This is a genomic window from Aquihabitans sp. G128, assembly GCF_019048865.1.
In the GTDB taxonomy this organism is placed as follows: Bacteria; Actinomycetota; Acidimicrobiia; order Acidimicrobiales; family Iamiaceae; genus Aquihabitans.
The window spans coordinates 4,709,168-4,725,680 of sequence record NZ_CP077604.1 but is presented as its reverse complement, the minus strand read 5'-3'; the positions used below and the strand labels follow the sequence as shown (position 1 = coordinate 4,725,680).

The window sequence follows — 16,513 nt, the reverse complement described above, 5'->3', positions numbered from 1 at the left end:
CGGCCGCTGCTAGAGCCGGCCCACCAGGAGCGCGACGCCGGGACCGGTGAGGTCCGGGACGTAGGCGCGCCGGCCCACGAGCAGCCCGGCGACGGCCAGCGCCGGGCCCGACACCAGGGCCCCGCCGTCGTCGCCGACGTCGGGCGCCGACCACCGCCACGCCACGTCGGTGGCCTGGAGGCGAAGGCCGTCGAGCGAGGCCGACCGGAAGCCGCGCGCCGCCTTCGGGCCGACGAGGAAGTCGAGCGCGGTGGCGAGCGCCTCCGGGCCGACGGCGACCGACCGGCCCAAGGGGCGCAGGAGGTCGGCGCCGTGCACCAGCACGTCGGTGAGCGGCGCCTCGGGCGGCATGGTGGGGGGCACGGTGCGGTCCTCGGCGTGGGCCCGCAGGTCGGCGACGCACTCGGCCGGCGTCCGCTGCTCGGCCAGCTGCCGCGACGACCGGTCGATGGTGGCGCCCAGGTCGCCGCGAGCGCGCACGAGGTTGGCCACCAGGCCCAGCTTGCTGCCCGCCCACGACAGCGTCAGGTGGGCGGCCACCGTGTGGGCGGTCCACCCCTCGCACAGGGAGGCGGCGGCCCAGTCGGCCTCGGAGAGCTGGTCGAGCTCGTTGCAGAGGCGACGGCGCTCGGTGGCGATGAGGGCGAAGGTGTCGGGGCTCGCCACCGTCACGCCTCCGTCGAGCGTGAGATCGGGCCGAGCACCCCGCCCTCGGCGAAGACCTGTTCGGCGAAGCGGGCACCCATGCGCCGGTAGCCCGCGGCGTTCGGGTGCAGGTCGTCGGGCAGGTCGCCGGCGTCGTCGGGGCCGAAGAGCCCGAGCCCGTCGAGGTAGCGGAGGTTCTCGTCGCCGAGGCCGATCCGCAGGGCCACGATCTCCGACAGCGCCCGGCGCAGTCGCACCAGGGTGAGGCTGGTGGCGCGCAGGTCCTCCAGGCCGGGGACCGTCACGAACTTGCGGTCCGCATCCGGGACGGTGGGGCCGGGGTGGTCCTCGGCCGACGGGCAGAAGATCGGCGACACCACCACGATCGGCGTGTCGGGGTGGCCGTCGCGCACGGTGTCGAGGAAGCCGTGGACGGCCGGGGAGAACGCCCGCTCGTTCAGGGTGTTGCCGTTGACCACGTTGATGCCGACCTTCAGGGTGATGACGTCGGCCGGGAGGTCCCGGATGGTGCGGGCCACGAACTGGTCGAGCTGGCACTGGCCGGCGAACGCCACGCTGCGCAGGTCGAGCCCGGCGGCCGCCGCCGCCACGGCCGGCCAGGTGCCGGTCGGCGAGTCGGCCTCCATGCAGTGGCTGATGGAGCTGCCGTAGTGGATCCACCGGGGGCGCTCGTCCTCCGGTGCCGCGTCGACCGTGGCCCCGGCGGTGACCCGCAGGCCCCGGAGCTCCACCGACGAGCCCTGCGGCAGCCACAGCTCGAGCACCTTGGTGCCCGCGGCGAGGCCGTCGAAGCGGACGGTGGTGGCCGGGCCCTCGTCGAAGGTGATGCTGGCCGAGGGGTCGAGGGCGTCGATGGAGATGACCGTGCCGACGGTGGTGGGCACCTGGGCAGCCAGCCGGCCGTCGACCAGGAGGTCGAACACCGACGGGCGCAGCGGCAGGGGCAGGGGCCGGATGTGGGTGACGTGGACGTCGAGCTCCACCTCGGTGGCGTCGGTGGCGAACCGCAGCCGCACGCCCGAGGGCATCTTGACCATGGCCTCCATGAACAGGTCGGGGATCTGCGGGCGGGTCCACGCCGGCAGCCGCCGGGGCACCAGCCCGTCGGGCGTCTCCTCCAGGTCCAGCGCGCCCACCAGGTCGACGGCCGGTCCGTCGATCGCCACGTCGGTCATCGCTGCGGTCGCCATGGGCGCGTCCTCCTGCTCGGGCTGCGAGAGCCGCATCCTGCCAGTTCGGCCGCCGCAGCGGCCGCCCGGGTGGTCGGGCCGGCTCCGTCGATGGGTGACGCCGAACGGTGTCGAGGTCGACGGTGTCGGTAATGTCGCATCTCGTGCCGGTGGTCGACGCTCCGACGGGTACCCCGGTGGCCCGGCCCGCGCCACGAGTGGGTGCCCAGAAGGTCTACCGGGGGGCGCGGGTACCTCCCGGCGCTCGACGGGTTGCGGGGCGTGGCGGTGGCCGCCGTGGTGGCGTACCACCTCGACCGCCTCCGGGGCGGCTTCGGCGGCGTCGACGTGTTCTTCGTGGTGAGCGGCTTCCTGATCACGCGCTTGCTGCTGCAGGAGCACGACCGCACCGGCCGCATCGCCCTGGGCGCGTTCTGGATCCGCCGGGTGCGCCGCCTCCTGCCCGCGGCCCTGCTGGTGGTGCCCGCCGCCGTGGTGGCCACCAAGGTGTGGCTCCCGGCCTACCGCCTGGCCGGGCTGCGGTCCGGCGCGCTGGCCGCGGTGGCCTACGTGGCCAACTGGCGGTTCGTGGCGAGCGGCCAGTCGTACTTCGCCGACGCTGCGCCCAGCCCGCTGCGGCACCTCTGGTCGCTGTCGATCGAGGAGCAGTTCTACGTCGTCTGGCCGGTGGTGGTGGCCGTGGTGGTGCGGACCGGCGGGCGCCGGCTGCTCGCCCTCGTGGCCGCGGTGGGCGCCGTGCTCTCCGCCGCCCTGCTGGCGGCGGCGGCCGACCCGTCGGACCTGGCCCGCGCCTACTACGGGAGCGACACCCGGGCCTTCGCCCTGCTGGCCGGCGCGGTCCTCGCCTGCGCGTGGCCGCGGATCACGACGGGCCTCGATGCCGCTCCAGGCCGGGCGCGGCTGCTGGGCCACGCCACCCTCGTGGCGGGCGCCGGCCTGGTGGCGCTGCTGGCGCTCGGGGTCGACCAGCAGGTCTCGTACTACCGCTGGGGGTTCCAGGCCCTGGCCGTCCTGTCCGTGGTGGTCGTGGCCGGGCTGGCCCGCGGCGAGGGCCTGGTGGCCCGGGCGCTGGGCCACGAGGCGCTCACGTGGGTGGGCCGCCGCTCCTACGGCCTCTACCTCTGGTCGTGGCCGGTCCAGGTGTTCCTTCCCGAGGTGGTGCACCTCTCCCGCGGCTGGAGCGACCTCGCCATCGTGGCCATCACCGTGCTCCTCGCCGCGGTGAGCTACGAGCTGGTGGAGCAGCCCGCCCGGCTGCGCACGCTCGACTGGCCGGGCCGGACCGTGGCGTGGCGGGCCGGGACCGTCGCGGTCCTCGTCCTGGCCATCGTGGTGGCCACCACCGCCGGCGCGCCCAAGCCGCCGAACTACCTGCGCGCCACCGACGACCAGGTGGCGGCCGCCGCCCTGGCGCCCGAGCGGTCGCTGCCACCGACCTCGGCGACGACGTCGACCACCGCCGACCCCGCCACCACCACCGCTCCCCTCGCCCCCTCCGACCCTGGGCCCGGTGACGGCCCGTTCGACCAGCGGCTGCCGCTGCTCGTCCCGCCCGGCACGCTGCCCCAGGACGTCGCCCCGGGCACGCCCCCGCTGCGGGTGATGGTCGCCGGCGACTCCGTGGGCTGGAGCCTGGGCTGGGAGCTGCCGCCCGAGGTCGGCCAGGTGGCCGCGATCTCCGACCGCGCCCTGCTCGGCTGCTCCCTGATGTCGAACGACGCCCAGTACGTCGTGGCCGGCGAGGTGCGCAGCTACGGCGCCCCGTGCCAGCAGGCGCGGCAGGCCGAGCAGATCGGCCTGAGCGGCTCGCCGGAGGTGGTGGTGCTCTACACCGGCGCGTGGGAGGTCTACGACCATCGGTTCGACGGGCGCCTGCTGAAGGTGGGCAGCAAGGCCTACGCCGACCAGGTCGAGGCGCGGCTCCAGGACCGCATCGACTCCTACCGCCTCGCCGGATCCGCCACCGTGCTCCCCCTCGTGCCCTGCTACGGCAAGAGCGGCACGGCCTACGGCACCGAGCGCAACGACCCCGACCGCGTGCGCTGGGTCAACGCCCGGATCCGGGCGGTGGCCGACCGCAACCGCGGCTGGGTGCGCCTGATCGACCCCGGCGCCGTGCTGTGCGCCGACGGCAAGCCCATCGACCGGGCCGACGGCACGGCTCTGCGCTACGACGGCATGCACTTCACAGACGTGCAGGCCACCTGGTTCTGGGAGCACTGGCTGACCGCCCAGCTCCGCACCGCGCTGGCCCGCTGAGCGCTCAGACCGCCTTCGTGCCGTCGGGGCGGCCGGCGGCCCAGCGCAGGTCGTCGGCGAGGCGCAGCTCCGGGTCGACCGGGTCGCTCCCCCTCGAGCACCTCGAGCACGGTGAGGAAGCGGCGCACCTCGCCCACGTCGTGCACCCGCAGCACCACGCCGGAGCCGCTGCCCACCGCGGCGACGGCGGCGAGCGTGCCGGCCAGCCGCTCCTTCGGGCGGGTGCCGGTGAGGGCCCCGATGAAGTCCTTGCGGCTCAGGGCCAGCAGCGCCGGCAGCCCCTGGGGGTTGAGCGTGGCCAGGTGCCGCAGCACCTCGACGGTCTGGGCCGGGGTCTTGGTGAAGTCGGGGCCCGGGTCGACGAGGATGGACCGCTCGTCGACGCCAGCGGCCACCGCCTCGGCCACCTTGGCGGCCAGGAACGCCGTGACGTCGGCGACCACGTCGCCGTACAGGTCGCTCGACTGCAGGCGGGTCTTGGGCGGCGCCGCGGTGTGCATCACCACCAGCCCGGCGCGGTGCCGGGCCACCAGCGGGGCCAGCTCCGGGGAGCGGAGCCCGCTGACGTCGTTGACGATGTGGGCGCCGGCGGCGAGCACCGCAGCGATCACCGGCGGCTTGTAGGTGTCGACCGAGATCACCACCTGGGGCAGCTCGGCGACGATGGCCTCGACCAACGGCAGCACCCGGTCGATCTCCTCGCTCGGGTCGACCTCGGCCACGTTGGTGATGCCCGACTGGCCGCCCACGTCGATCACCCCGGCACCCTCGTCGACCATGGCCCGCACCTGGTCGAGCTGGACGTCGAGCGGTCGGTGGCCGGGATCGGAGAACGAGTCCGGGTTGGCGTTGACCACGCCCATCAGCACGGGCCGGCTGAGGTCGAGCACCCAGTCGGCGAGCTGCAGGTCAGGGCGGAACCGGGGCGCGCTCATCGGGGGGACGGGGCGGCGAAGGGTTGGGGCACGGGGCCAGGTTCGCGCACCCGGGCGGTGGCCCGGCACGGCGGCGCCCGACCGTGCAGACTGCCCGGCGGCACCACCCCACCCCTGCCGGAGGAACGCCCGTGACCAACCAGATCCCCCTGGTCGACTACCTGGTGCTCGGTGACGAGCCGCACCTGGTCGCCAACGAGTGCACCGCGTGCGGGGCCCGGTTCTTCGACCGCCGCAACGCCTGCGCCAGCTGCAGCGGCACCGAGTTCGCCAAGGCCGCCATCGACACCACCGGCGTGGTGAAGGCGTTCACCATCGTGAGCTTCGCCGCCCCCGGCGTCCCCGTGCCGTTCGTGGCCGGCTTCGTCGACTGCGGCGGCACCAGCGTGCGGGGCAACATCGTCAACGTCGAGCCCGACGACCAGCACGTCACCCTCGGCATGCCGGTCCGCCTCACCACGTCGGTGATGGGCACCGACGAAGCCGGCACCGAAGCCGTGACCTTCGGCTTCGAACCGATCGACCCCACCGAAGGAGAAGCGGCAGCATGAGCGATCCCGTCTGGATCCTGGGGATCCACATGACCAAGTTCGGCAAGCATCCGGACCTCGACACCGTCGACCTGGCCGCGGAGGCCGCCCTCGGCGCCCTCGCCGACGGGGGCGTGACCATGGCGCAGATGGGCGTGCTGGCCGCCGGCAACCTCATGGGCGCTGCGGCCGGCATCGGCCAGCAGCTCCAGAAGCAGATCGGCCAGACGGGCATCCCCGTCTACAACGTCACCAACGCGTGCGCCACGGGGGCCACTGCGCTGCGCACCGCGATCATGGCGGTCAAGGCCGGCGAGGCCGACTACGGCCTCGCCGTCGGCGTCGAGAAGCTCTCCGGCGCCGGCCTGCTCAGCGGCGGCGCCCGCCGCCCCGACAGCGACACCTGGCAGCCCAGCGGCCGCTACGGCTCGGTCGCCCCGGTCGACGGGCGCATCGGCACCGAGATCATGCCCGGCGTCTTCGCCCAGATCGGCATGGAGTACGGCCACAAGTACGGCGGCACCAGCTTCGAGCTCTTCGCCCGCATCAGCGAGAAGAACCACGCCCACTCCGTGCTCAACCCGCTGGCGGCCTACACCAAGAAGATGTCGCTCGAGCAGATCATGGGCGACGTGATGATCGCCTATCCGAACACCCGGCCCATGTGCTCGGCCAACTGCGACGGCGCCGCCGCCGCGGTGGTGGTGAGCGACGCCGTGCTCAAGACGCTGTCGCTCGAGCAGCAGCGCCGGGCGGTGAAGGTCTCGGCCTCGGTGCTGACGTCCGACCCCTACACCGAGGGCTGCCAGGTGCTGCCCGACGTCAACACCCTCACCCGCAACGCCGCGGCCACCGCCTACGAGCAGGCCGGCATCGGCCCCGAGGACCTCGACCTGGTCGAGCTGCACGACTGCTTCGCCACCGCCGAGCTCGTCCACTACGACAACCTCGGCCTCTGCGAGCCCGGCGGCGCGGTCGACCTGTTCAACTCCGGCGCCACCTGGCGCGACGGCGCCATGCCGGTGAACGTGTCGGGCGGCCTCGAGAGCAAGGGCCACCCCATCGCCGCCACCGGCATCGCCAACATCTGGGAGGTCTGCCACCACCTCCGCGGCGAGGCCGGCGATCGCCAGATCGAAGGCGCCAAGGTGGGCCTGGCCCACGTCATCGGCCTCGGCTCCGCCTGCGGCGTCCACATCCTCGAGAAGTCCGCCGCCTAGCCGGCCCGCCCGCCCACGAGCCCGGCCGCCCCCACCCCCCTCCGAACTTGTCGCAGTTGGCCGACGCCACGGTCGACAACTGCGACAAGTTCGGCGGGGTGGGCTGGTCCAGCGGTCGGGTCAGACCTCGGGGCGGGCGTCGGCCATCTCGCGGAGCTTGTTCTTGAGGATCTTGTCGAGGGTGCCGGTGGGGAACTCGGGCACCACGTAGACGGCGCGCGGGACCTTGAAGGCGGCGAGCTGCTCTCGGCAGGTCTCGATGATCTGCTTCTCGAGCGTCTCGTCGTCGGGTGCCATGGGGTTGGTGATGACGAAGGCCACCACCACCTCGTCCAGGAACTCGTGGTGCTTGCCGACCACCGCGGACGACGTGATGCCCGGGACGGTGCCGATGACGTCCTCGACCTCGCGGGCCGAGACGTTCTCGCCGCCGACCTTGAGCAGGTCCTTGTCGCGCTCCTTGTAGAAGAGGTTGCCGCCGGCGCCGAGCTGCACCATGTCGCCGGTCTTGAACCAGTCGCCCTCGAAGGCCTTCTCGTTGGCCTCGGGGTTGTCGAAGTACTCCAGGAACAGCTGGATGCCCCGGGTGCCCTTGAGCCAGAGCTCGCCGGTGACGCCCTCCGGGCAGAGCTCGCCGGTGTCCTTGTCGACCACGGCCCACTCGTAGCCCGGCGTGATGTGACCCATGGACTTCTCGGGCAGCAGGTCGGCGGGGCGGCCGTTGGTGGCGTGGATGACCGTCTCGGTCATGCCGTAGGCGGCGTAGACGTCGATGCCGCACAGGTCGTCGAGCATCTTGAGGATGAGGCCGAACACGCCGATGCGCAGCACGTTGTCGGGCTTCTCGGCCTCCATCAGCGTCGGGATCACGAACGGCATCAGCGAGATGTGGGTTATCTCGTTGCGGGCCACCACGTCCCAGAAGCGGCTGGAGGACCACTTGGGCATGAGCACCGCGGTGGCGCCGACGCCGAGGATCGAGAACATCGACCAGCTCTGCGCGTTGACGTGGAACAGCGGCAGGTAGATCAGGTAGCGGTCGTCGGTGCGCAGGTCGATGTTGCGGGGGCCCACCCGGCTGGCCCACACGGCGTTGGCGTGGGTGTGGACCACGGCCTTGGGCTTGTTGGTGGTGCCCGAGGTGAACATGATCCCGAACGGCCGGAGCGGCTCGATCTCCCGGCCGGTCCAGGAGGCGGCGTCGCCGCGCAGGTCGTCGAAGGAGAGGTGGCCCTCACCCGGGGTGCCGCCCATGACCGCCACCCAGCGCAGGTCGCGCTCGGCGGTGGCCACGTGGTCGGTGAACTCGGGCTGGGTGATGGCGGCCACGCACTGGGCCTTGTCGATGAACCACCCGACCTCGGCCGGGGCCGACTTGGTGTTGGTGGTCACGGCCACGCCGCCGACCACGGCGACGGCCAGCCAGGCCAGCAGCATCTCGGGGCAGTTCTCGGCGTGGATGAGGACCTTGTCGTCGAGGCCGATGCCGCGGTCGCGCAGGCCGGCCGCCAGGCCGTGCACCTCGGCCAGCAGCTCGGCGTAGGTCCATCGCTGGCCGTCGCCCTCGAAGGGCTCCCACACCAGCGCGCCGTGCTCCGGCTTCTGCTCGGCCCAATGGGCCAGCAGCTGGCCGATGTCCTGGCCGTGCATCTGCAGCTGTTCGATCGCCGAGCGGTCCATGTCGCGCATCCCCTGTGAGTGTCCGATCCATCCCGTGCCCCGGTCGAGCTCGCTGCCGTCGTCGACCGGTGGGGCGGGCGACGGCGACGGGCTCGGGGGTGGAGGGGGCCACAGTAGAACGCGTTCTCGTTCGGTGCTATACCTCGCGACGCTGACCGCACCGTCGCACCACAGGGGAACCGCATGACCACCACCGACACGCCGGCTGCCGGCGCCGTCCCTTCGGCGATCCACTTCGGGGCCGAAGACCTCCCGTTCGTCGACATCGGCGACGGCTCGAAGCTCAAGGTGATCCAGGTGGACGCCGCCCAGGAGCTCTGGATCGTGGAGAACGTCTTCCAGGCGGGCTACGTGGTGCAGACCCACCGCCACACCGGGCCGGTGTACGCCTACACCACGTCCGGGGCGTGGAAGTACCAGGAGTACGACTACGTGAACCGGGCGGGGTCGTTCCTGTTCGAGCCCACCGGGTCCACGCACACGCTCGAGTGCATCGAGGACGACACCCACGTGTGGTTCCAGATGTACGGCCAGAACCTGAACCTCGACGCCGAGGGCAACGTCGAGAGCATCTTCGACGGCCCCGGCACGTTGGAGGGCTACTACCTCCTGGCCGAGGCCGAGGGGCTCCCCCGCCCGAACGTGCTCGTGTCGTGACCGACCTGCAGGCCGCCCCGGCGCCGCTGCTCGGCGACCCCAACACCTTCGCCGACGGCGTCCCGCACGAGGCGCTGGCCGAGCTGCGCCGCACCACGCCGGTGGCCTGGCAGGAGATGGACGGCCAGCCCGGGTTCTGGGCGGTGCTGCGCCACGCCGACGTCGTCACCGTGGCCCGGGACCCCGAGCGCTTCTCCGCCGAGCAGGGCGGCGTGGTGATCGAGGACCTCCCCCAGGAGAGCCTCGAGATGATGCGCGGGATGTTGCTGGCCATGGACCCGCCGCGGCACGTGGCCTACCGCAAGCCGCTGGCCGACACGTTCAAGGCCAAGGTCATCGCCGGCATGGAGGACCAGATCCGCGAGATCTGCCGGGACCTCATGGCCGAGGCGGCCGCCGCCGGGCCCGAGGTGGAGTTCGTCCACCAGGTCACCGCCGGGCTGCCCACCCGGGTGATGGGTCGGCTGATGGGTCTGCCGGAGGCCGACTGGGACCTGCTGCACACCCTGGCCGAGCGCCAGACCGCCGGCCAGGATCCCGACGTGAACCCCGAGGGCGAGGCCGACTTCTCCGCCTCCATCGACATGGCGATGTACGCCATCGAGTTCGCGGGCAAGCGCCGCCTCGAGGAGCCTCGCGAGGACCTCACCACGTTGATCCTCGACGGGGACTTCGGCGGCCAGCCCATGGGCGACATCGACTTCGGCAGCTTCTTCGTGCAGCTCGTGACCGCGGGCAACGACACCACCAAGACCATGCTCTCCAGCGGACTGCTCGCCCTGCTGCAGCACCCCGACCAGCTCGCCGAGCTGCGCGCCGACCCGGCGCTCATCCCGGGCGCGGTCGAGGAGATCCTGCGGTGGGCCAACCCGCTGCACTACTTCCGCCGCACCGCCACGGTCGACACCGAGCTGGGCGGCCAGGCCATCGCGGCGGGCGACAAGGTGGCGATGTACTACACGTCGGCCAACCGGGACGAGGCCGTGTTCGACGACCCGCAGCGCTTCGACGTCCACCGGACCCACAACCCGCACCTGTCCTTCGGCATCGCCGAGCACTTCTGCTTGGGCGTGCACCTCGCCCGCTTGGAGGGCCGGGTGTTCCTCCAGGAGCTGCTCGCGGCGTTCCCCACGATCGAGCTGGCCGGTGAGCCGGTGCGGCTGCGCTCCAACCTCAACAACAGCTTCAAGCGCCTTCCGGTCCGCCTCGGCTCCTGAGCGGGCCGACGACCGGCCAGCAGGCGTTCGCTGGGCCGGGCGAGGCGTGCCCGGCGGGTCCGAGGACCGTCGAGGCATGCGCCGACGCTGGGCAGACCGCCAGGTCAGCGTGGCCACCGGCGCACGGGAGGACCTCGCGGCGATTCGACGTCGATTCGTCGCCGACTCGCGCCCGGCCACGTGGGGCGGGTCGCAGGCCCGGCCCTGGTCAGGCCCCCATCCGAAGATTCTCGCAAATCGGTTCTGGAATCGAGCTACGTTGGACGCATGTCCTCCTGGAGCTTCCTCACCAACCACGGGCGGGCGATCCTCTTCATCCAAGAGAACCCCGATGCCCGCCTGCGCGACCTCGGCGCGGCGCTCGAGGTGACCGAGCGCACGGCGTTCGGGATCGTCGCCGACCTCACCGAGGCCGGCTACGTGGTGAAGGAGCGCGACGGCCGTCGCAACCGGTACCACCTCCAGGACCACCTGCCGCTCAACGACCCGCTCGTCCCCGAGCGCACGGTCGGCCAGCTGCTGGAGCTGCTCACCGACACCCGCGACCACCGCCACGACCGCCGCAAGGGCGACCGCCCCCTCGCCAGCTGAGGCAGCGCGCGGCCCCCAGCGGCCGCCGCCGGTCGAGCTCGCTCGCCGGCCCGGGAACCGGGCCGCCACCGCCGAGGGCCGAGGCGTCGTCCACGCCGTCGCCGGTCACGGAGGCGCCTCCCGGCCGGCCCCCGGCACGGCGCGGGCGCCACGCACCACCGGGGCCCAGGCGCGCCACCGCCCCGAGCACCGAGGTGCCCGAGGCGGTGGTGGATCAGGTGCAGCGGGCGCACGAGGCCCGGGGCATCAGCCCTCGTACGGGGCCATCCGGCGACGACGGGCCGCCAGCAGGAGGGCGCCACCGAGCAGCACGCTCAGCAGACCGGCGAGGACCTGGCGGCCGACGTCGGATCCGGTGCGGGCGAGGCTCGTGGTGGTCGTCGTCGGGGTGCCCGGCACCTGGGCGGTGGTCTGGGCCGGGACCGTCGTGGTGGCCTCGACCGAGATCGGCACCGTGGTGGTGGTGCTGGGCAGGGCCGAGGGGGGGAGGATGAAGCGCCCCTGGGTGGTGGGCGGGCCCGGCGGCACCTGCGTGGTGGTGGTGGCGGCGGCCTGGGGCACGGTGGCGGGCACCGACGTCTCGGGCAGCGTCTCGGGGGTGGTGGGCAGGGTGGGCGCCTCGGTGGTGGGCGGCGCCTCGGTGGTGGGCGGGAGCTGCGTCACCGGCGGAGCGGTGGTGGGCGTCGGGGCCTCGGTGGTCGGAGGAGCCTCGGTGGTCGGAGGAGCCTCGGTCGTGGGCGGCGCCTCGGTCGTGGGCGTCGGGACCTCGGTGGTGGGGGTCACGACGACCTCGGTGGTGGTCGTGGTCGCCTCTGGGAGCGTGGTCTCCACCGGGCCGGTCGTGGTGGGCGTCGGCACCACCTCGGTGGTGGTGGGGGCGACGGTGGTGGGCGCCGCCGTCGTCGGCGCCAGGGTGGTCGATGTGGTCGTCGGCGTCGGCACCACCACGGCGCAGTCGGGCACGGTGATCGTGTTGGCCTTCAGGGTGACCGCTCCGGTGCGGGCGATGAGGCGGCCCTCGACGGTGGCACCGGTGTCGGCGGAGATGGAGGCGAGGGCGAGGATCGTGCCCATGAAGGTGGAGCCGTTGGCCAGCGTGGCCGACTTGGCGACCTGCCAGACCACGTTGCAGGGGTTGGCGCCGTTGATCAGCTCCACCCGGCTGCTGGGCTCGGTGATGAGCGTGCTGCCCACCTGGAAGACGAAGACCGCTCCGGGGTCGCCCTTGGCGTCGAGCGTGACCGTGCCGGTGAGCCCGAGGGAGCTGTCGGTGCCGTAGACGCCTGGCACCAGGGTCTGGCCGCCGATGTCGGCGGTGACCGCCGTGCGGGGCAAGCGGGCGGCGGCGTCGTCGTAGGCGGTGCCGGCGTCGGCCTGGGCCTGGTTGGCCGAGCCGTCGGAGATGTGGGTGCTGCCGTCGGTGACCGTGGCCGACTCGAAGCCGGTGACGGAGCTGCCGGGGCTGAGCCCGACGTCGCCGACGATGGTGGTGGCGCCGGCGTTGGTGACCGTGGAGGCGCCGAGCACGGCGAACGTGGTCGCACCGCCGAGCCCGACGGGGGCCTGGGCGGCCTCGGCCCGGCCGGGCAGGGCGAGCGTCGCGGCCAGGGCGATGGCGAGCACGACAGCGACGGCCGCCGGTCGGCGGGCGGAGCGGACGGGTTGGGTGCGGGGACGGGTGTCCATGGCTTCGGCGTTCCTTCATGACGGAAGGCGCCGAGCCCGGGGTGGGCGGCAGTCACGCTCAGTCGTTTGCTTGCCAGCGAAACCTACCTCCGAATCTGATTACTGGCAATCTTTTTCTAGTGTTCAAGTTCCGGCGACTTGTGCCGATGAAGCAGTGTCCGTCCGCCGGACCACCGACCGCCCCTGCGGCCGTCGAGGCCCTTCCGGCCCAGGTCACGGCCCCGCCGGATACGAGCGACCTAGGGTGCCGCCGACGTCGAGAGGGAGGTCGGGACATGGCGCTTCGGGTCATCCAGTGGGCCACGGGCAACCAGGGGGTGGAGGCGATCCGCGCCCTCGCGCTCCGTGACGACCTCGAGCTGGTGGGCGGTTGGGTGTCGTCCGACGCCAAGGACGGCTGCGACCTCGGCGAGATCGCCGGCATCGAGCCGCTCGGCGTGGCCGCCACCCAGGACGTCGACGCACTGCTCGCCCTGGGCGCCGACTGCGTCGTCTACGCACCGCGGATCGCATCGCTCGACGTCGTCTGCCGCATCCTCGCCTCCGGCGCCAACGTGGTCACCACCGCCTTCCTCTTCCACCCGGCGTCGTTGCCGGCCGCGGACCGCGAGCGCCTAGAAGCCGCCTGCCGGGAGGGCGGCACCTCCATCCACGGCACCGGGCTCAACCCGGGCGTCCTGAGCGGCGTCCTGCCCCTCGCCCTCTCGTCGATGAGCCGACGGGTCGACCGGGTGGTGCTCCAGGAGCGGGCCGACTGGTCCTTCTACGAGAGCACGCACATCACGTTCGACAACATGCGCTTCGGGCAGCCCGCCGCCGAGGTGACCGAGGAGGCCAGCGAGTTCCTCCGCTTCAACAGCGGCATCTTCCAGGAGGTGGTGGCGCTGGTGGCGACCGCTCTCGGCGCCGAGCTCGACGAGATCACCACCGACGTGGAGCTGGTGGACGCCGTCGAGGACCACGATGTGTTCGGCACCACGCTGCACGCCGGCACCGTGGCCGGGCAGCGCTGGCACTGGCGCGGCCTCCGCGACGGCGAGGTGCTGGTGGAGATCGAGACGCTCTGGACGGTGGGTGGCGAGTACCCGACGCACTGGCCCCGCCCGCTCGACGGCTGGACGCTGACGATCGAGGGCGACCCGTCGTTCCGGACCCACACCATGGTGCTGGCCAGCTTCGAGCGGCCCGAGCCCATCGCCGAGCACGTGCGGGCCGCCAGCATCGCCACCGTCATGGCCGCGGTCAACGCCATCGCCCCCACCTGCGCGGCGCCGCCGGGCCTGGCCACCATGGCGACCGTCGGCCTCGTCCACGCCACCACCGGCTTCACCCGTCCGACCTGATCTGGCAGCCGATCCGGGAACACCGGCGGCCGACGCCTCGTTGCACCCCCCATGGACCTCGACGAAGCCCTCTCCTACGCCCGCGGCCACGACGACGGCGTGCTCCTCACCGTCAAGCGCGACGGTCGCCCCCAGGCCTCGAACGTGAAGTACGCGGTGGGCGCCGACGGCCTCGTGCGGGTCTCGATCACCGCCGATCGGGCCAAGGCCAAGAACGCCGCTCGCGACCCGAGGATCTCGCTGCACGTGACGGCCGAGGACTTCTGGAGCTACGTGGTGCTGGAGGGCGACGCCGAGCTGTCGGCCGTGGCCGCCGATCCCCACGACGATGCCGTCGAGGAGCTGGTCGCCCTCTACCGGGACCTGCTCGGCGAGCACGACGACTGGGACGACTACCGCCGGGCGATGGTCGCCGACCGCCGCCTGGTCCTGCGCCTCCGTCCCACCCACGCCTACGGCATGGCCGCCACCCCGGCCTGACCGGCCCCCACCCCGACAGGAGCAACCCGTGCCCAGGACCGACCGAGCCTCCCGCACGATCGCGGCGCCGCCTGCTGCGGTCTACGCCGCGCTGGTGGACCCCGAGTTGCTGGTCGCCTGGCTGCCGCCGGCAGGCATGGCCGGCCGGTTCGAGCGCTTCGACCCTCGACCCGGCGGCGGGTACCGGCTGGTCCTGACCTACCTCGACGCCGCGGGCTCACCAGGCAAGGCCACCGCCGACACCGACGTCGTCGACGCCCGCTTCGTCGAGGTCGTCGAGGGCGAGCGCGTGGTGCAGGCCGTCGACTTCGAATCCGACGACGCCGACCTCGCCGGCACCATGACGATGACCTGGCAGGTCACGCCCGACGGGACCGGCACGCACGTCGAGATCATCGCCGAGGGCGTCCCCGACGGCATCTCCGCTGCGGACCACGCAACCGGCATGGCCTCGTCCCTGGCCAACCTCGCCGCCCACCTCGAGCGGTAGCCGGCGCTCGGCGGCACGGCCCGCACCTGGCTAGCGTCGGCCCCGGCGGGCGACGGAACGGGGAGCAGGCGATGCGTCGGGTTGTGCGGATCTTGGTGGTGGCGGCGCTGGTCGTCGCCTTGGCGGGTTGCGAGCGATCGATCGTGCTCGGTGGAAGCGCCTACGGAGGGCCCCGTGCGTTCCCGTCCGCCATGACCAGCCCGGTCGCGGGATCTTCGCTCATCGTCGCGTCCGGACCTCACCGTGGACCTGTGGGTCCGCGCCACCTGGCCGAGCCCCGACGACCCGACCTGTCGAGCCCCCCAGGGCACCTCGCTGGTCGACTCCATCGGCCGCACCTGGTTCAAGGGGCAGTTCCCGATCTCGGAGCTCAACCACTGGGCCTTCGGCATCGCCCCCGACGGCGACCTCTGGTTCGCGGCCCGGCCGGAAGAGGTGTACAACAACGACCTCGATCCGGCGTTGGGCATGCCGTCGCCGGTGTGCACGGACCTGGGCGGCGGCGGCGTCCGTGACGGCCAGTGGCACCACGTCGCGGTGCAGCGTTCGCTGGCTGGCGACGTGAGCCTGTGGGTCGACGGCGTGCGTCGCGCCACGGGGACGTCCGGGAGCGGAGCGTTCACCAGCGGGTCGGGCGCCAACCCCGCCCAGTTCGGCCAGCGGCGCGACTTCACGGTCGGCCCCGGGAACGGCTGCAACGGCTGCTCGGTCGAGGTCGACGAGCTGCGGCTCTCCAGCGTGCTGCGGTGGGACGCCACCTTCACCCCGGCCCACGCCGCGTACCGCTCTGACGCCTCCACGCTGGCGCTGTGGCACTTCGACCGCTTCGCAGAGCGCAAGACCCTCGACTCGTCACCGCACGGCAACGACCTGAACGTGGGCACGGCGGGGCCCGGCATCGGCGACGGGCTCTCCAACCGCTCCCCCTTCACCGACTGAGCCCGTCGAGACCGTGTCCGGCTCGACCTCGGCCGCGAGGCATCCCGCCTGGAGGGGCGCAGCAGCGCGGACGGGTCGGATGCAGGCGGCACACCGCTCGACGGTCGATCGCGGTGGCTGCGCTCGTCGCCGCGAGCGGGTTCGTGTCGCTCGTCGCCCCGGCGCCGGCGGGTGCCTGCTCGATGGCGGGTCCGGTGGCGGACTTCGACGGCACCGTCGTCGGCATCGCCGGCGACGTCGTGACCTACCGCGTCATCCGCGATCGACCGACCTTCGACCGGACGCCCGGCCAGGTCCCGTTGCCGCCCGACCGGGTACCGGAGCCCGGTGGCACGGTGGTGGTCCGCTACGACGGGACGAAGCGCCCGCTGCAGGTCGGCCACCGCTACCGGGTGGTGGGCTTCCCTCGCGGCCAGAAGGGGATCAGCTCGCAGATCGCCTTCGACTTCAAGGGCGACTGCGGGACCGGCGCAGGCACCACCGCTCTCGACGGCAGCTACCTCGGCGCCACCCCAGGCAACCTCGGCCCCCCGTGGCCCTACCTGTTCGCCGGCGGCGTCCTGCTCGCCGGGAGCTTCCTGGCGATCCGCGAGCTCCTCACCCGCCGCCGCTCCCCTACCTGAGCCCGCG

Annotated in this window: 16 protein-coding genes; 11 read left to right on the top strand and 5 right to left on the bottom strand. The window is 73.0% G+C overall.

Annotated features, from left to right (window positions below; all coding sequences use genetic code 11):
* Positions 1-9: 9 nt before the first annotated feature.
* Together KSP35_RS22725 and KSP35_RS22720 are read right to left on the bottom strand one after the other, a co-directional pair.
* Positions 10-672: a maleylpyruvate isomerase family mycothiol-dependent enzyme gene (locus KSP35_RS22725; protein WP_216998041.1), complete on the bottom strand. Its 663-nt coding sequence runs from the start codon at positions 670-672 to the stop codon at positions 10-12.
* Entirely contained in the window at positions 669-1,856 is a 1,188-nt protein-coding gene (locus KSP35_RS22720; RefSeq protein WP_216998040.1) for a GDSL-type esterase/lipase family protein, read from the bottom strand. Before KSP35_RS22720 ends, KSP35_RS22725 begins: the two co-directional genes overlap by 4 nt.
* 201 nt (positions 1,857-2,057) lie before the next feature.
* Between KSP35_RS22720 and KSP35_RS22715 the strand changes: the two genes are divergently transcribed.
* A complete protein-coding gene (locus KSP35_RS22715; RefSeq protein ID WP_256444514.1) occupies positions 2,058-4,115 on the top strand; it encodes an acyltransferase family protein in 2,058 nt (685 codons plus the stop codon).
* Here the strand turns inward: KSP35_RS22715 and folP are convergent.
* Positions 4,025-5,050, bottom strand: coding sequence for a dihydropteroate synthase (folP, locus tag KSP35_RS22710; RefSeq protein ID WP_216998038.1), 1,026 nt, complete (start codon positions 5,048-5,050; stop codon positions 4,025-4,027). The genes KSP35_RS22715 and folP overlap by 91 nt on opposite strands.
* A gap of 131 nt (positions 5,051-5,181) precedes the next feature.
* Between folP and KSP35_RS22705 the strand changes: the two genes are divergently transcribed.
* Both KSP35_RS22705 and KSP35_RS22700 read left to right on the top strand, forming a co-directional pair.
* Complete coding sequence (locus tag KSP35_RS22705; protein WP_216998037.1) at positions 5,182-5,601, top strand: Zn-ribbon domain-containing OB-fold protein; 420 nt, start codon at positions 5,182-5,184, stop codon at positions 5,599-5,601.
* Positions 5,598-6,800: a thiolase family protein gene (locus KSP35_RS22700; RefSeq protein WP_216998036.1), complete on the top strand. Its 1,203-nt coding sequence runs from the start codon at positions 5,598-5,600 to the stop codon at positions 6,798-6,800. Before KSP35_RS22705 ends, KSP35_RS22700 begins: the two co-directional genes overlap by 4 nt.
* Positions 6,801-6,920: 120 nt before the next feature.
* Here KSP35_RS22700 and KSP35_RS22695 read toward each other — a convergent pair whose 3' ends face one another.
* Positions 6,921-8,489 carry a class I adenylate-forming enzyme family protein gene (locus tag KSP35_RS22695; protein ID WP_216998035.1) on the bottom strand — a complete coding sequence of 523 codons (1,569 nt, stop codon included), beginning with the start codon at positions 8,487-8,489 and terminating at the stop codon, positions 6,921-6,923.
* 174 nt (positions 8,490-8,663) lie between these two features.
* Between KSP35_RS22695 and KSP35_RS22690 the strand changes: the two genes are divergently transcribed.
* The 3 genes from KSP35_RS22690 (at position 8,664) to KSP35_RS22680 (ending at position 10,945) form a co-directional block, all read left to right on the top strand.
* Positions 8,664-9,137: a 2,4'-dihydroxyacetophenone dioxygenase family protein gene (locus tag KSP35_RS22690; RefSeq protein WP_216998034.1), complete on the top strand. Its 474-nt coding sequence runs from the start codon at positions 8,664-8,666 to the stop codon at positions 9,135-9,137.
* Complete coding sequence (locus KSP35_RS22685) at positions 9,134-10,354, top strand: cytochrome P450 (RefSeq protein ID WP_216998033.1); 1,221 nt, start codon at positions 9,134-9,136, stop codon at positions 10,352-10,354. The genes KSP35_RS22690 and KSP35_RS22685 overlap by 4 nt, the downstream gene beginning before the upstream one ends.
* A gap of 267 nt (positions 10,355-10,621) precedes the next feature.
* Positions 10,622-10,945 carry a helix-turn-helix domain-containing protein gene (locus KSP35_RS22680; protein ID WP_216998032.1) on the top strand — a complete coding sequence of 108 codons (324 nt, stop codon included), beginning with the start codon at positions 10,622-10,624 and terminating at the stop codon, positions 10,943-10,945.
* Positions 10,946-11,191: 246 nt separating this feature from the next.
* On the opposite strand, the gene KSP35_RS22675 is transcribed toward KSP35_RS22680, so the two are convergent.
* A complete protein-coding gene (locus KSP35_RS22675) occupies positions 11,192-12,631 on the bottom strand; it encodes an ice-binding family protein (protein ID WP_216998031.1) in 1,440 nt (479 codons plus the stop codon).
* Positions 12,632-12,906: 275 nt separating this feature from the next.
* Between KSP35_RS22675 and KSP35_RS22670 the strand changes: the two genes are divergently transcribed.
* From KSP35_RS22670 to KSP35_RS22650, 5 genes are all read left to right on the top strand, one after another.
* Entirely contained in the window at positions 12,907-13,974 is a 1,068-nt protein-coding gene (locus tag KSP35_RS22670) for a hypothetical protein (RefSeq protein ID WP_216998030.1), read from the top strand.
* Between the two features lie 51 nt (positions 13,975-14,025).
* Positions 14,026-14,454 (top strand): PPOX class F420-dependent oxidoreductase, encoded by a 429-nt coding sequence (locus tag KSP35_RS22665; RefSeq protein WP_216998029.1) that lies wholly within the window; start codon positions 14,026-14,028, stop codon positions 14,452-14,454.
* Positions 14,455-14,482: 28 nt separating this feature from the next.
* Entirely contained in the window at positions 14,483-14,944 is a 462-nt protein-coding gene (locus KSP35_RS22660; RefSeq protein ID WP_216998028.1) for an SRPBCC domain-containing protein, read from the top strand.
* Positions 14,945-15,187: 243 nt separating this feature from the next.
* The gene (locus tag KSP35_RS22655; protein WP_216998027.1) at positions 15,188-15,883 is read left to right on the top strand and encodes a LamG domain-containing protein; all 696 of its coding nucleotides are present in this window, start codon (positions 15,188-15,190) and stop codon (positions 15,881-15,883) included.
* 113 nt (positions 15,884-15,996) lie between these two features.
* The gene (locus tag KSP35_RS22650; RefSeq protein ID WP_216998026.1) at positions 15,997-16,506 is read left to right on the top strand and encodes a hypothetical protein; all 510 of its coding nucleotides are present in this window, start codon (positions 15,997-15,999) and stop codon (positions 16,504-16,506) included.
* The last annotated feature ends 7 nt before the right edge of the window (positions 16,507-16,513 follow it).